The following is a 15,189-nucleotide window of genomic DNA, read 5'->3' on the forward strand; positions in this document are numbered from 1 at the left end:
GACCAGACCGAGAGGCTGATCGCATGTCCTATCCTCGCAGGGTGTCGCAAGACGCTCTTCCTGCTACGCCCGTTCGCCTGCCGCGCATTCGCACCGGCACCACGTCACCGGCCCCTGCCGCCGCTGTGGCGCGTCCGCTGCGCGCGATGCCGCTGACCCGCCGCTATGAATCGATGTGGCTGACGCCCGAGGGCGAGATCGATAGCTCGACCCGGATCGCCCCGGCCACGCCGCTTTTCGAAGAGGCGTTCTCGGGGCTGGCGCGCGGTTCGGTTCTGACTGCCGAGACCGGGCCCGTGGCGATTGAGGACGTGGTGCCGGGGATGCGCCTGCTGACTGCCGAAGGGGTGTTCGAGCAAGTCACCTGGGTCGGCTCCTTGGTGCAATATCCTGCGACCGGGGGCGGGCCCGGTTCGCAGGATATATCCGAGGCGCCGGTCGGGCTGACGCGGATCACCGCCGAAGCCTTTGGCGCGGGGCGCCCGATGGCGGATCTGGTGCTGGGGCCGCGGGCGCGGATCTGTCTGCGCGATGCGCGGCTCAAGCGGGCCACCGGGCTGGATGCGGCCTTTGTTCCGGCGCGCGCCTTTATCGACGGCGTGAGCGTGATTGAGGTCAGCCCCGTCGCGCCGGTGACGCTTTATCACCTTGTTCTCAAACGGCAATCGGCGCTCAAGGTGATGGGCCTTGAGTTCGAAAGCTACCATCCGGGCGACGGTGCGGCCGAGATGATCGACCCGCGCATGCTGTTGCTGTTCGAGGCGCTTTTTCCGCAGATGGTGAGCCTTGCGGGCTTTGGCCGGATGCGGCACCCGCGGCTGACGCGCTTCGAGGTCGAGGATATGCTGGGCGCCTTCTAGGCGCCCGCCGCCAGCCCGGCGAGGCCTAGGTCTGTAAGGTCGGCGCCGGTCGCGCCGATGCGTCGCGCAGCGCGTTGCAGCAGGTCGGGGCGGCCCGCGTTCAGCATCTTTTCGCCCAGAAACCAGTGCAGGAAGGCGTCAAACGGCCAGTCCCGCGCCAGCGCGCGGCTGAGGGCCGCGGGCCAGTCTTCGGCGCGGGTCACGGTTTCGGTGCAATGGTGGAAATCCGAGCGCCCGAACAGCACCGCCGGGCGGTGGTGCAGCATTCCCTCCAGCGAAACCGCCGAGCACAGCGACACCGTCACCGCCGAGGCCGCGAGGATGTCGTGGATATTGCCGAGGCTGATGGTCACGCGCGGATCGTCGCGCAGCGCCGCGATCCGCTCGAAGGTTTCAAGGTCGCGCGTCAGCGGGTGCGGCTTGATGATGACGGGACGGCCCTGCGTGTCGGCCAGAACCGCGCGCAGCATCTCGTCCTCGGGCATATAGCCAAGCCGCTCGGTGGGTTCGGACTGGCCTTGCAGGAACACCGCGATCGCGCCCCGGGGCAGGGGGGCGGTGACCTCGGGCTGGGGCAGGCGGCTCTGGCGCGGCTCGACGAGGCGCTTGCGCAGCCGGTCGGCGAAGGCACGCGCTTCGGCCGGATCCTGAGCGTCGGGGTCAAACCGCGCCCCGGTCACCGTTGAGGCGCCGTAGACGCCCTGCGGGTCGAGATACCAGAACGGAAACACATAGGCGATCGCGGTATTGAGCAGGCGCGGATGCTGGTACCGCCCCTGCCAGACGATATGAAAATCGGGCGTCTCGGCCAGCGCCTCAAGGGCGGCGCGGTCGCGCTGGCGGATCTCGACCTGCGCGCCGGCCGCAGAAAAACCGGCGTGCAGCTTGGACAGAAAACCGGGTAGGCGCGAGCCATCGGGCGCGCCCATCGCTCCCGGCAGGTGCAGAACGATACGGCCCTTGGGCGCGCGCCCCGCCTGACTCATTCCAGCGCTTCCAGCTCGTCGATCAGCCCTGCGATCATCGACAGCCCCTTGTCCCAGAAGGCCGGGTCGGTGGCGTCGAGGCCGAAGGGGGCCAGCAGTTCCTTGTGATGCATCGAGCCGCCCGCTTCGAGCATGGCGAAATACTTGTCCTGGAAGCCCGGCAGCCCGTCGGCATAGGCGGCGTAAAGTGCGTTCACCAGCCCATCGCCGAAGGCATAGGCATAGACGTAGAAGGGCGAGTGGACGAAATGCGGGATGTAGGACCAGAAGGTCTCATAGCCCGGCATGAACTCGAACGCGGGGCCGAGGCTCTCACCCTGCACCGACATCCAGAGCGCGTTGATCTCGTCGGGCGTCAGCTCGCCCTCGGCGCGGGCGGCGTGCAGCTTGCATTCGAAATCATAGAACGCGATCTGGCGCACCACGGTGTTGATCATGTCCTCGACCTTGCCCGCCAGAAGCGTCTTGCGCTCGGCCGGGGTCTTGGCGGCATCGAGCAGCGCGCGGAAGGTCAGCATTTCGCCAAAGACGCTGGCGGTCTCGGCCAGGGTCAGCGGCGTCGAGGCCAGCATTTCGCCCTGTTTCGCGGCCAGAACCTGATGCACGCCGTGCCCCAGCTCATGCGCCAGCGTCATCACGTCGCGCGGTTTGCCGAGGTAGTTCAGCATCACATAGGGGTGCACATTGGTGACGGTCGGATGGGCGAAGGCTCCGGGCGCCTTGCCGGGTTTCACGCCCGCATCAATCCAGCCCTTGTCGAAGAAGGGTTGTGCAATCTCGGCCATGCGCGGATCGAAGGCAGCATAGGCCTCCATCACGGTTCTGCGCGCCTCGGCCCATTGGATCGTGCGCGGCGCCTCGGTCGGCAGCGGCGCGTTGCGGTCCCAGACCTGCAGCTTGTCGAGCCCCAGCCATTTCGCCTTCAGCGCGTAATAGCGGTGCGACAGCCGCGGATAGGCGGCCACGACCGCGTTGCGCAGCGCCTCGACCACCTCGGGTTCGACATCGTTCGACAGGTGCCGGCCGAATTGCGGCGTCGGCATCTTGCGCCAACGGTCCTCGATTTCCTTTTCCTTGGCCAGCGTGTTGTGGACGCGGGCGAAGAGCTTGATCTTCTCGCCGAAGACACGCGCCAGTTCGCGCGCGGCGGCCTCGCGTTTTGCGCGGTCGTGGTCGGACAGAAGCGTCGTCGTCGCCTCGAGGTTCAGCACCTCGCCATTGACCGTGAACTCCAGCCCGGCGGTGGTTTCATCGAACAGACGGTTCCACGCAGCCGCGCCCACAACCGACTGATCGTGCAGGAATTTCTCCAGCTCATCCGAGAGCTGATGTGGGCGCATCTTGCGCATCCGGTCAAACACAGGCTTGTAGCGCGCGACCTGCGCATCGGCGAAAAGCGCCTCATAGGTGGCGTCGTCGATGCGGTTGAATTCGAGCGAGAAGAACACCAGCGGCGTGGTGAAAGTGGTCATCCGGTCCTGCGCGTCGGCCATGAATTTGGCGCGCTCGGCATCCATCGTGTTCTGGTAATAGCGCAGCCCGGCATAGGACATGATGCGCCCCGCGACCTGCTCGATCGCCTCGTAGCGTGCAATGCAGCGCGCCATGCCCGCGGCGTCGAGACTGGCGAGCTTGCCTTCGTAATCGGCGGCGAAGGCGGCGCATTCGGTTTCCAGCCAGCCCATGTCACGCGCGTATTCGGGCGCGTCGGGGGCGGCATAGAGGTCGCCCAGATCCCAGTCGGGCAGATCGCCGAAGCCGCCCGATGCGCCCCCGGTCGGGGTGGTTGCGTCGAAAACGGGGCGGGGAAGGTGAAAGCGCATCCGGGTCCTCTTTTGCTGTCTGTCCCAGAGATAGGGGCTGCGAGGGGGCGGGCGCAAGGGCGCGAAAGCGGCTCCGGCAGGCCCGCCCTGGCACCTGCCTTTTCATGCCTGCCTGAATTTTAGGCGCGCGCATGTGAAATAGGCGGCAATTGCGGCCTGCCGACGCGAATGCCCGCCACACACCTTTTACTCGGACGTCACGCTTTCTAGGGTTAACGCAAAGGCGGAGGAATCAGGCGATGACCACCTATTTCAACGAGATGTTCGAAAACGATCAGGTCCGCGCGCCCTATGCTCGTCTGGAAGACTGGATGCGGGCCATGCCGGCGGAGCTGCGGCAGATGAAACAGGCCGAGGCCGAGGCGCTGTTTCGCAGGATCGGGATCACATTCGCGGTTTATGGCGAGGGCGGAGACCCGGACCGGTTGATCCCCTTCGACATGTTCCCGCGCGTCTTCGCGCAGAACGAATGGCGCCGGCTGGAGCGCGGCATCAAGCAACGCGCGCGGGCGCTGAACGCGTTTCTGACGGATGTCTATGGCCGTGGCGAGATCGTGCGCGCGGGCAAGATCCCGGCGAAGCTGGTCTATCAGAACGAGGCCTATGAGCGCGCCGTGGTAGGCTTTCAGCCGCCGCGCGGGATCTATAGCCACATCGTCGGCATCGACCTCGTGCGCACCGGGCCCGACCAGTTCTATGTGCTTGAAGACAACTGCCGCACGCCTTCGGGCGTGAGCTACATGCTGGAAAACCGCGAGATCATGATGCGGATGTTCCCGCAGCTGTTCCGCGAGAACCGGATCGAGCCGGTCGATGGCTATGCCGAGCTGTTGCGGCGCACGCTGGCCTCGGTGGCGCCGGCGAAATGCGACCGCGATCCGACCATCGCGATCCTGACGCCGGGCCATTTCAACTCGGCCTATTACGAGCACAGCTTCCTGGCCGACCTGATGGGCGTCGAGCTGGTCGAGGGCGCCGATCTGTTCGTCGAGGGCGGCTTCGTCTGGATGCGCACCACGCGCGGCCCGCAGAAGGTCGATGTGATCTATCGCCGGATCGACGACAGTTTCCTCGACCCGCTCTGCTTCCGCCCGGATTCGATGCTGGGCGTGCCGGGGCTGATGGATGTCTATCGCTCGGGCGGGGTGACGATTGCGTCCGCGCCGGGCGCGGGCGTGGCCGATGACAAGGCGATCTACACTTTCGTGCCCGAGATGGTGCGCTTCTACCTCGGCGAAGAGCCGATCCTCGAAAACGTGCCGACCTGGCAATGCGCCAAGCCCGACGAGCTGAAATACGTGCTCGAACACCTGCCCGAGCTGGTGGTGAAAGAGGTGCATGGCTCGGGCGGCTACGGCATGCTGGTCGGGCCGAAATCGACCAAGGCGCAGATCGAGGCCTTTCGTGCCAAGATCGAGGACGACCCCGACAATTACATTGCCCAGCCGACGCTTGCGCTGTCGACGACGCCCACTTTCGTCGAGGAGGGGATCGCGCCGCGCCATGTCGACCTGCGGCCCTATTGCCTCGTCGGCGAGCAGATCGAGCTGGTGCCGGGCGGGCTGACCCGCGTCGCGCTGACCGAAGGCTCGCTCGTGGTGAACTCGTCGCAGGGCGGGGGCGTCAAGGATACCTGGGTGCTGGCGGAGTAACGGATATGCTGAGCCGGACGGCGGAGAATCTTTTCTGGATCGGGCGCTACATCGAGCGCGCGGAAACCATGGCACGTTTGCTGGAGGTGGGGGCGCGGATCGCGCTGATGCCCTCGGCGGGGCACGGCTATCGCTCGGAATGGGAGAGCCTGCTTCTGGCCTCGGGCACGGCCGAAGGGTTCGCGACGAAATATGGCGACCCGGTGCAGCGCAATATCGAGAGCTACCTGTTTTTTGACCGCGACAACCCCTCGTCGGTGATTTCCTGCATCTACCGGGCGCGCGAAAACGCCCGCATCGTGCGCACCGCGATCACCTCGCAGCTTTGGGACGCGCTGAACACGACCTATCAGGAAATCACCCAGCTCGAACGCCGCGCGCGCTCCGAGATGGAGCTGACCGAGCTGACCGAATGGGTGATGCGCCAGAGTGCGATGATCCGTGGCGCGATCGAGGCGACGCTCCTGCGCAATGACGGCTATCACTTCCTCAACATCGGCTTCGCGCTGGAACGTGCCGACAACACCGCGCGCCTGATCGACGTGAAATATTACGTGCTCCTGCCCTCGGTCGAACTGGTGGGCTCGGCGCTTGATAACTACCAATGGCAGGTGCTGTTGCGGGCGATGTCGGCGCATCGGGCCTTCCACTGGGCCTATGGTGGCGACATCACCGCGCGCAAGATCGCGCATTTCCTGATCCTGAACCGGCAATGCCCGCGCGCGCTGATTACCTCGCTGGAAACGGCGCTGGCGCATCTTGACGGGTTGTCGCGCGAGTATAACCATTCGGGGGCGGCGCAGCGGCGCGCCCGTGCGCTGGTCGGCGATATCGCCGAAACCAATGTCGAAGAGATTTTCGAGGAAGGGCTGCACGAGTTCCTCAATCGCTATATCGCCGAGATCGGGGCGCTCTCGACCCTCGTTTACGACAGCTATCTCAGTGGGGAAGCCCGATGATCCTCGATGTCAGCCATGTCACCGTTTACCGCTATGACGCCTCGATGCGCTCGGCGGTGCAGTCGCTGCGGCTGTTCCCGTCGCGTTTCGATGGCCAGCGCGTGATCCGCTGGTCGGTCGAGGTCGTGGGCGGCATGCGCGGCGGTTCGTTCCGCGATGGCGCGGGCGACAAGATCGAAAGCTGGAGCCTGCGCGGTCCGCTGCAAGAGGTGGTGATCCGCGTCGAGGGGCAGGTCGAGACGGTCGATCTGGCCGGCGTTCTGCGTGGTCACCGTGAGCTTGCGCCGCCAGAGGCCTACCTGCGTGAAACCCTCGCGACCGATGCCGATGCCGCGATCCGCACGCTGGCAGAGGATGCAATCGAGGGGATTTCGGGCGATCTGGAAAAGGCCCATGCGCTTGCGGGCGCGGTCGCCGAGGCCATCGCCTACCGGCCGGGCGTGACCCATGCCCATACCACCGCCGCCGAGGCGCTGAAGTTGGGTGAAGGCGTCTGCCAGGATCATGCTCATGCGCTGATCGCGGCCGCGCGTCATGTCGGCCTGCCCGCGCGTTATGTCTCGGGCTATCTGTTCGCGGGCGCCGACGGCGAGCCGCACGAGGCCGCCCATGCCTGGGCCGAGGTCTTTGTCGCGGGGCTCGGCTGGGTGGGCTTCGATCCGGCCAATGGCTGCTGCCCGGATGACCGCTATATCCGGCTGGGCTCGGGGCTCGATGCGCGTGACGCCGCACCGATCCGAGGGCTTGCGCGCGGCGAGGGCGAAGAGAGCCTTGATGTGACCGTTGCTCTTGCTGCGGCACAGCAATAGATTGGCCCGACTCTGATCGGTTGAGGAAATCATGACCTATTGCGTCGGTCTGCTGCTGAAAAAAGGCATCGTCTTGCTGTCGGATACCCGGACCAATGCCGGGCTCGACAATATCGCGACCTACAAGAAGATGTTCACCTTCGAGGTGCCGGGCGAGCGGGTGATTACCATTCTCACCGCCGGGTCGCTCTCGGTGACGCAGACGACGCTCGCGCGGCTGCGCGAAGAGATCGAGGACGAGGACGCGACGCCCGCCACCTCGATCCTGCTGGCGCCGACGATGCTGAAGGTGGCCGAGATCATCGGCAACACGCTGGCCTCGGTGCGCAAGGACATCAATTCCAAGATGAATGCCGAAGCGGTGCCGACCTCGGCCTCGATGATCGTGGCGGGGCAGCGCGCGGGCGGCGACATGCGGATGTTCCTGATCTACCCGGAAGGCAATTTCATCGAGGCCACCGAGGACACGCCCTATCTGCAGATCGGCGAGCATAAATACGGCAAGCCGATCCTCGACCGGGTGGTGACGCCGCATACCTCGCTGGAGGATGCGACCAAGGCGGTCCTGCTGTCGATGGATTCGACGCTGCGCTCGAACCTGTCGGTGGGGATGCCGCTGGATCTGGCGATCATCGAGACCGACGATTGCAAGATCAGCTCGAAGCGCCGGATCGAGGCCAAGGACGCGGAATTCGCCCGTATGTCCGAGGCCTGGTCGCGCGCGCTGCGCGACGGGTTCCGCCAGATCGAGATCTGACCGTTTCACATGAAAAAGGGCCGCAGCCCGAAGGCGGCGGCCCGGATGTTTTCGCTTGTTCGATCAGGACAGCGCGGCGCCCAGCTGCATCGCCAGCCCCATCGCGCCATCGACCTTGAGCTTGCCCATCATGAAGGCGGCGGTCGGGTTGACCGAGCCATCGAGCAGCCCCTGGAAGGTTTCCGCCGAAGCAGTAAGCGTGACATCGGCCTCGTCGTCGCCCGCGCGCACACCGTCCGAATCGACGATGATGCTGCCTTCGTCCTTGATCACGAATTTCGCGGTGGACGAGAAGCCGTTGGGCATCTTTTCCGCAAGCGCCGCGACGGCTTTCTCGATGACTACACTCATGGGTTCCTCCGAATGTGATTGCCGGATACTCGCATTCTCCGGCGTATGAGTTACAGTCTAGTTATGGTTGAGCCGCTTGTGACAAACAAATATGCCGTGACGGCATTTTTAACGCTGCTGGCGGGTGCCGTAGCGTTCGGCACGCCCGTTCGCGCCGAGACCGCCGGGCTTGAGCAATATTTCACCGAATTGGCCGATCCCGCGAACCCCGCCTGGGCGCGTGCCGAGTCCGATATTCGCCGCGCCTGGTCGCGCTCGGGTTCGCCGGCGATGGACCTTTTGCTCAAGCGTGGGCAGGCCGCGATCGACGAGGGCGATTACGAGGCGGCGATCGCGCATCTGACGGCGCTGACCGATCATGCGCCAGATTTCGCCGAAGGCTGGAACGCGCGCGCCACCGCCTATTTCATGGCCGGACAGTTCGGGCCGTCGATCGAGGATGTGGCGAAAACGCTGAGCCTTGAGCCGCGCCATTGGGGCGCGCTGGCGGGGCTGGGGGCGATGTTTGAGGACATGGGGCAACGCACGCGCGCACTGGCCGCCTTCAAGGCCTCTTTCGCCTTGAACCCGCATCAGCAGGATGTGAAAGACGCCATCGACAGGCTGCAACAGGAGATGGCCGGCGTGGCGCTCTAGGCGCTTGCGGGCAAGGGGCACATGGCGGGGCGGATCACGGCCATTCTGGGGCCGACAAACACCGGCAAGACGCATTACGCGATCGAGCGGATGCTGGCGCATCGCACCGGCGTCATCGGCCTGCCGTTGCGGCTCTTGGCGCGCGAGGTCTATGACCGGATCGTCGCCAAGCGCGGCCCCTCGGTGGTGGCGCTGGTTACCGGCGAAGAACGGATCGTGCCCGAGCGCACGCAATATTGGGTCTGCACCACCGAGGCGATGCCCGATGCGATCGGCGCCGATTTCGTCGCCATCGACGAGATCCAGCTCTGCGCCGACCCAGAGCGCGGTCATGTTTTCACCGACCGTCTTCTGCATGCGCGCGGGCTGCATGAAACCCTGTTTCTGGGCTCGGACGCGATGCGGGGCGCGATTGCGGCGCTGGTGCCCGGGGTGCAGTTCTCGCGCCGCGACCGATTTTCGGAATTGACCTACGCAGGTTCGAAAAAGACAAGTCGGATGCCGCCTCGCAGTGCGATTGTCGGGTTTTCGGTTGAAAATGTCTATGCCATCGCCGAGCTCCTGCGCCGCCAGAAAGGCGGTTGCGCCGTGGTGATGGGGGCGCTGAGCCCGCGCACGCGCAATGCGCAGGTCGAGATGTATCAAAATGGCGATGTCGATTACCTCGTCGCCACCGATGCGATCGGGATGGGGCTCAATCTCGATATCGACCACGTCGCGTTCTCGGCATTGTCGAAGTTCGACGGGCGGCGGATGCGGATGCTGTTTCCGCATGAGATGGGGCAGATTGCCGGGCGCGCGGGGCGGCACACGCAAGACGGCACCTTCGGCGTGACCGGCGAGGCGCGCCCGCTGGAGCCCGCGCTGGCCGAGGCGCTGGAAAACCACCGCTTCGCCCCGATCGAGCGGCTGAGCTGGCGCAATCCGCGGCTGGAATTCGGCACGGTCGACCGGCTGATCCGCGCGCTCGAAGAGGCGCCGACGCATGAGAGGCTCACGCGCGGGCGCGAGGCCGACGACCTGCGCGCGCTGCGCACGCTGGCCGAGATCCCCGAAATCCGCGACCGCATCACGCATCCGGCAGACGTGCGGCTGCTGTGGGATGTCTGCCGGATCCCGGATTTCCGCTCGATCTCCGAGATGGAACATGCGACCCTTCTGCAGCGGATTTTCGGGTTCCTGCAGGCCGGCAAGGGGGTGCCCTCGGACTGGCTCGCGGGGCAGATCGCGCGGATCGACAAGACCCATGGCGGCATCGACGCGCTGTCGAAACGGCTCGCGTTTATCCGCACGTGGACCTATGTCGCGCAGCGCAAGGGGTGGGTCGATGACGAATCCCATTGGCGTGAGGAAACCCGCGCGGTAGAAGACCGCCTGTCGGATGCGTTGCACAACGCGCTGACCCAACGATTTGTGGACCGGCGGACAAGCGTCTTGTTGCGGCGGCTCAAGCAGAAGGAGACCCTCGTGGCCGAGGTGAATGACAAGGGTGAAGTGACGGTCGAAGGCGAATTCGCCGGTCGTCTGGAAGGGTTCCGGTTCCTGCAGGACGGCACCTCGTCGCCGGATGAGGCAAAGATGCTGGCGCGGGCAGCCTACGAGGCCTTGCGCCCCGAATTTCACCTGCGCGCGGACCGCTTCTACAATGCGCCCGACACCGAGATGGATTTCACCGAGCAAGGCGGGCTGATGTGGGGCACCACGGCGGTCGGCAAGCTGGTGAAGGGCGCGGAGCCGCTGAAACCTGTTGTCGAGGCCTTTGTCGATGAAGAGGCGGGCGAGGACGTGGCCGAGAAGGTCAAGCGTCGCCTGCAGCATTTCATCGACCGCAAGGTCGCCACGCTGTTCGAGCCGCTTCTGGCGATGAGCCGCGACGAGGCGCTGGCCGGTCTGGCGCGGGGCTTTGCTTTCCGCCTGCTGGAAAATCAGGGCGTGATCGCGCGCGAAGCGGTCGCCGCCGAGGTCAAGGAGCTTGACCAGGAGACGCGCGGCGCGCTGCGCAAGCATGGCGTGCGCTTTGGCCAATACACGATCTTCATGCCGGCGCTGCTCAAGCCCGCGCCGACGCGTCTGCGGCTGGTGCTGGCCTCGCTTTGGGACGGGTCCGAGGATTTCCCCGAAAGCCCGCCGCCCGGCTTGGTCACGATCCCCTATCTCGACACGATCCCGGCGCAGACCTACCTGCTCTCGGGCTATCGCCCCGCCGGCGCGCGTGCGATCCGCATCGACATGCTCGAACGGCTGGCCGATCTGTTGCGCGGACAGGACAGCCGCGCGGGCTTCGAGGCCAACCCCGACATGCTCTCGATCACCGGCATGACGCTGGAGCAATTCGCCGATCTGATGGGCGGGCTGGGCTACAAGGCTGAAGCAGGGACGCGCGAAAAGGCGCGCCCCGCGCCCGAGCCGAAGCTGGACGAAAGCGGCAATCCGATTCCCGAAGAAGCCTCGCCCGTGGCCGAAGCCGAGGCGGAAGCCGCTTCGGTCGAGCCCGAGATGGAAGCCTTCTACACCTTCACCTGGGCGCCGCGTCCGCGTGGCGGTCAGCGTGGCCCGCGCCGCGAAGGTGGCCGCGAGCAGGGCGATCGCCCCGAGCGTGGTGAGCGTGGCGAACGCAAGGGCGGCGGCAAGCCAAAGGGCAAGAAGGGCGGCCCCAAGGGCAAGTTCGGCGACAAGCCGGGCGACAAGGGCGAGCGTCGTTTCGAAGCCCGTCCGCCCAAGAAGGAAAAGCCGATCGACCCGGACAACCCCTTTGCCGCCGCGCTGATGGGCTTCAAGAGCAAGTCCTAAGGCCCGCCCGTGACCGAGGCCCCCGACCGGCTCCGCATCGACAAATGGCTCTGGCACGCGCGCTTTTGCAAGACGCGCGGGCTGGCCGCGACGGTGGTCGAGCGGGGCTCGGTGCGGGTCAACGGCCAGCGCGTTGTCAAACCGGGCCGCGCGATCGGGCCGGGCGATGTGCTGACGCTGGCAATCGCGGGGCAGGTGCGCGTGGTGCGGGTACTGGGCTGTGGCACACGGCGTGGGCCCGCCTCGGAGGCGCAGGAGCTTTACCTCTCGCTGGACGCGGGCGGGGGCGCCGAGGAGACAGGCCAGATCGCCGCAGGCTCGGAAATCCCGCCGGGTAGTGCTTGATTACCCGCGCGCGCGCGGGTAGGTATCGCAAAATTCAGGAAACCGAGCGAGGTCCCCATGACCTATGTCGTCATCGATAACTGCATCGCCTGCAAATACACCGACTGCGTCGAAGTCTGTCCGGTGGACTGCTTCTACGAAGGGGAGAACACGCTGGTGATCCACCCCGACGAGTGCATCGACTGCGGCGTCTGCGAGCCGGAATGCCCGGCGGACGCGATCCGTCCGGATACCGAGCCGAACATGGAAACCTGGGTCGAGTTCAATCGCAAATACGCGGAACTCTGGCCGGTCATCACCCAGAAGAAAGACCCGATGCCGGGTTACGAAGAGCGCGACGGCGAGACCGGCAAGCTCGAGAAGTACTTCTCGGAAAACCCCGGCACGGGCGACCAGTAAGGCGAATGATTCGCCAATTCGGGCCTGCCGTGCTGGCTGGCCCGAGTTTTGCTGGATGATTGCACCAAGCCCCGGATGGGCAAGATGGTGCAAATGCAGCAATAAACAGCCCATTTCCTCGCGCTGACGCAAGGTGAGGCGGCGTGCACGCTGTCGTGCTTTGTTTTTGGGCCGTTTTGTGATAGGATTCTGTTACATAAGGGTCTCGAATCCCCCTCTTTCCGCTCTGCTCGGCTGAAAGGGATTTCCAGATGGTGACAGACGCAAACGCGGCGCTCAGGCAGCCGGCGGCGTCTTTTGCGCTGTGAAATAGGGGGTTGGTAGGGCCATAAGCGAGGAAACGACTAAATGACCAAGACCAAGAAGACCGATTTCCGCCCGAATGATTTCGTGGTCTATCCGGCGCATGGCGTCGGCAAGATCGTCTCGATCGAGGAGCAGGAAATTGCGGGGCTTTCGCTTGAGCTGTTCGTGATCTCTTTCGAAAAAGACAAGATGACGCTGCGGGTGCCGACCAACAAGGCGACCGAGATCGGCATGCGTGGCCTGAGCTCGCCCGACATCGTCAACAAGGCGCTGGAAACGCTCCGCGGCAAGGCCCGCGTGAAGCGCGCGATGTGGTCGCGCCGGGCGCAGGAATACGAACAGAAGATCAACTCGGGCGACCTGCTGTCGATCGCCGAGGTGGTCCGTGACCTGCACCGCGCCGATGACCAGCGCGAGCAATCCTATTCCGAGCGTCAGCTCTACGAAGCCGCGCTGGAGCGTCTGACCCGTGAAGTCGCCGCCGTGTCGGGCACCGACGAGGCGGGTGCGGCCAAGAAGGTCGATGACGTGCTGGTGAGCCGCGCGGCCTGATCCGCTGCCGGAAAGCTATTGAAAAACGGGGCCATCGGGCCCCGTTTTTTTATGCTCAAGCGTCGGCTTCGGGCTGGGCCGGGTCCGGTTTGGCCGCAGGTGGCGCAGCCGGCGTGTCGGTGCGCTTGGCGAAGCGCTGCATCATCGTGGTTTCCAGCTCGGTATTCAGCTCGCGGGTGCGGGCGATGTAATCGGGGTTCTGCTCGATCGGGACGCCCGGCTTCCAGACCTGCGCGAGGTCGCGCACCGCGGCACGGTCGAGCTTGAAGAACAGCTTCTCCAATTCCGCCGCCTCGAACTCCGACAGGCCGACATTTTCCAGCACATAGCGCCCGGCGCGCAGGCTCGCGTCGAACATTTCGCGCACGATGTCATTCGCTCCGGCGCGATAGAGATCGAAGACATGGATGCGGTCGCGGGCGCGCGCGATGATATGCAGGTCGGGCCGTTCGCGACGGGCATAGGCCACGAGCCGCGTCGTCGCGTTCTTGTCGTCCAGCGCCACCATCAGGACGCGCGCCTTGGCCAGACCCGCCGCGGCCAGAAGGTCCGGGCGTGTCGGGTCGCCGTAATACCCTTTGAAGCCGAACTTGCGCATCAGCTGGATCGTCTTGAGGTCGGCGTCGAGAACGGTGGTCTTGAAGCCAGACATGGTGACCAGCCGGTTCACCACCTGCCCGAACCGGCCCACGCCCGCGATGATGATCGGGCCTTGTGCGTCGATCGTGTCGGCCGTGGGCGCCTCGGATTTGCGGTAGCGCGACAGCAGGTCGTTCAGGATGAACAGGAACGGCGTGATCAGCATCGAGAGCGCGACCACCAGCAGCGCCTTTTCGGCGACAAGCTGCGGCAGGATCCGCTGCGACACGGCGAAGGCGATGAGGACGAAGCCGAATTCCCCCGCCTGTGCGAGCCCAAGCGTGAACAGCGAGCGGTCATGGCCGCGCAGCCCGAAGACCTGCGCCAGTGCCGCGAGGATCGCCGCCTTGAGCGCCACCAACCCCAGCACGAGGCCGATCATCTGCAAGGGCTCCTGCACGATCAGGTCGAAGCTGATCCCGGCGCCCACCGTGATGAAGAACAGACCCATCAGCAGCCCCTTGAAGGGCGCGATGTCGGATTCAAGCTCGTGCTTGAACTCGCTGTCGGCCAGCACTACGCCCGCGAGGAAGGTGCCAAGCGCGGGTGAAAGCCCGACGAGGTTCATCAGCGCGGCGATGCCGACCACGATGAACAGGGCCACCGCCGTGTTCACCTCGCGCAGCTTGGCGCCATGGACAAAGCGAAACAACGGCCGCACCAGGAAGTGCCCGGCGATGATCGTCACCGCCACCGCGCCGAGCGTCACCAGCGTGATCTGCCAGCCGGGGAGCGAGTCGATCAGATGCGCGACGGGGCTTTCGGCGGTGCGCTCGGCCTCGGCCAGCGCGCGGGCGCCGGGCCGCGCCAGAAGCGGCATCAGCGCCAGCATCGGGATCACCGCGATATCCTGCATCAGCAGCACCGAGAAGGCCGAGCGTCCGCCCGCCGTGCGCATCAGCTTCTTTTCATCCAGCGTCTGCAGCACGATCGCGGTCGACGAGAGCGCAAAGATCATCCCCAAGGCCAGAGAGATCTGCATCGGCTGACCGAGCGCGAGCATCAGCCCCGCCACTGCGCCCAGCGTCAGCAGCACCTGCAACCCGCCCAGCCCCAGCAGCTTGTGGCGCATCTCCCACAACCCGCGCGGGTTCAGCTCCAGCCCGATCAGGAACAGCATCATCACCACGCCGAACTCGGCGAAATGCTGGAGGTCGGTCATTTCCGAACCCGCAAGCCCGAAAATCGGCCCGATCAGAAGCCCTGCCAGCAGGTAGCCCAGCACCGATCCCAGCCCCATCCGCGATGCCAGAGGCACCGCGACGACCATCGCAAACAGGTAGAGCGAGGCGTAGATCAGGAAGGATTCCATTGCGCGCGCGGCT

At 65.3% G+C, this 15,189-nt stretch carries 14 protein-coding genes; 10 read left to right on the forward strand and 4 right to left on the reverse strand.

Annotated features, from left to right (window positions below; all coding sequences use genetic code 11):
* The first annotated feature begins 23 nt into the window (after positions 1-23).
* The gene (locus CLN94_RS04475) at positions 24-860 is read left to right on the forward strand and encodes a Hint domain-containing protein (RefSeq protein WP_096431599.1); all 837 of its coding nucleotides are present in this window, start codon (positions 24-26) and stop codon (positions 858-860) included.
* On the opposite strand, the gene CLN94_RS04480 is transcribed toward CLN94_RS04475, so the two are convergent.
* Positions 857-1,846 carry a hypothetical protein gene (locus tag CLN94_RS04480; RefSeq protein WP_096431601.1) on the reverse strand — a complete coding sequence of 330 codons (990 nt, stop codon included), beginning with the start codon at positions 1,844-1,846 and terminating at the stop codon, positions 857-859. The genes CLN94_RS04475 and CLN94_RS04480 overlap by 4 nt on opposite strands.
* Positions 1,843-3,669, reverse strand: a complete 1,827-nt coding sequence (locus tag CLN94_RS04485; protein WP_096431603.1) for a M3 family oligoendopeptidase — start codon at positions 3,667-3,669, stop codon at positions 1,843-1,845. Before CLN94_RS04485 ends, CLN94_RS04480 begins: the two co-directional genes overlap by 4 nt.
* A gap of 239 nt (positions 3,670-3,908) precedes the next feature.
* Between CLN94_RS04485 and CLN94_RS04490 the strand changes: the two genes are divergently transcribed.
* From CLN94_RS04490 to CLN94_RS04505, 4 genes are read left to right on the forward strand one after another with little or no spacing between them, the layout of a single operon-like run.
* Complete coding sequence (locus tag CLN94_RS04490; protein ID WP_096431605.1) at positions 3,909-5,321, forward strand: circularly permuted type 2 ATP-grasp protein; 1,413 nt, start codon at positions 3,909-3,911, stop codon at positions 5,319-5,321.
* Positions 5,322-5,326: 5 nt separating this feature from the next.
* Positions 5,327-6,280 carry an alpha-E domain-containing protein gene (locus tag CLN94_RS04495; RefSeq protein WP_096431607.1) on the forward strand — a complete coding sequence of 318 codons (954 nt, stop codon included), beginning with the start codon at positions 5,327-5,329 and terminating at the stop codon, positions 6,278-6,280.
* Complete coding sequence (locus CLN94_RS04500) at positions 6,277-7,089, forward strand: transglutaminase family protein (RefSeq protein WP_096431609.1); 813 nt, start codon at positions 6,277-6,279, stop codon at positions 7,087-7,089. The genes CLN94_RS04495 and CLN94_RS04500 overlap by 4 nt, the downstream gene beginning before the upstream one ends.
* 31 nt (positions 7,090-7,120) lie before the next feature.
* Positions 7,121-7,846 (forward strand): proteasome-type protease, encoded by a 726-nt coding sequence (locus CLN94_RS04505; protein ID WP_096431611.1) that lies wholly within the window; start codon positions 7,121-7,123, stop codon positions 7,844-7,846.
* A gap of 63 nt (positions 7,847-7,909) precedes the next feature.
* Here CLN94_RS04505 and CLN94_RS04510 read toward each other — a convergent pair whose 3' ends face one another.
* Positions 7,910-8,197 carry an SCP2 sterol-binding domain-containing protein gene (locus CLN94_RS04510; protein ID WP_096431613.1) on the reverse strand — a complete coding sequence of 96 codons (288 nt, stop codon included), beginning with the start codon at positions 8,195-8,197 and terminating at the stop codon, positions 7,910-7,912.
* A gap of 63 nt (positions 8,198-8,260) precedes the next feature.
* Here CLN94_RS04510 and CLN94_RS04515 point away from each other — a divergent pair, with 63 nt between their 5' ends.
* From CLN94_RS04515 to CLN94_RS04535, 5 genes are all read left to right on the forward strand, one after another.
* Entirely contained in the window at positions 8,261-8,833 is a 573-nt protein-coding gene (locus CLN94_RS04515; protein ID WP_245845096.1) for a tetratricopeptide repeat protein, read from the forward strand.
* Positions 8,834-8,854: 21 nt separating this feature from the next.
* Positions 8,855-11,623, forward strand: a complete 2,769-nt coding sequence (locus CLN94_RS04520; protein WP_096431615.1) for a helicase-related protein — start codon at positions 8,855-8,857, stop codon at positions 11,621-11,623.
* A 9-nt stretch (positions 11,624-11,632) separates the two neighbouring features.
* Positions 11,633-11,968 (forward strand): RNA-binding S4 domain-containing protein, encoded by a 336-nt coding sequence (locus tag CLN94_RS04525; RefSeq protein ID WP_096431617.1) that lies wholly within the window; start codon positions 11,633-11,635, stop codon positions 11,966-11,968.
* A 57-nt stretch (positions 11,969-12,025) separates the two neighbouring features.
* A complete protein-coding gene (gene fdxA, locus CLN94_RS04530) occupies positions 12,026-12,367 on the forward strand; it encodes a ferredoxin FdxA (protein WP_096431619.1) in 342 nt (113 codons plus the stop codon).
* 348 nt (positions 12,368-12,715) lie between these two features.
* Positions 12,716-13,225: a CarD family transcriptional regulator gene (locus CLN94_RS04535; protein WP_096431621.1), complete on the forward strand. Its 510-nt coding sequence runs from the start codon at positions 12,716-12,718 to the stop codon at positions 13,223-13,225.
* A 55-nt stretch (positions 13,226-13,280) separates the two neighbouring features.
* On the opposite strand, the gene CLN94_RS04540 is transcribed toward CLN94_RS04535, so the two are convergent.
* The gene (locus CLN94_RS04540; RefSeq protein WP_096431623.1) at positions 13,281-15,176 is read right to left on the reverse strand and encodes a cation:proton antiporter domain-containing protein; all 1,896 of its coding nucleotides are present in this window, start codon (positions 15,174-15,176) and stop codon (positions 13,281-13,283) included.
* Positions 15,177-15,189 lie beyond the last annotated feature (13 nt).

Source organism: Pseudothioclava arenosa (genome assembly GCF_002358085.1).
Lineage (GTDB): Bacteria > Pseudomonadota > Alphaproteobacteria > Rhodobacterales > Rhodobacteraceae > Pseudothioclava > Pseudothioclava arenosa.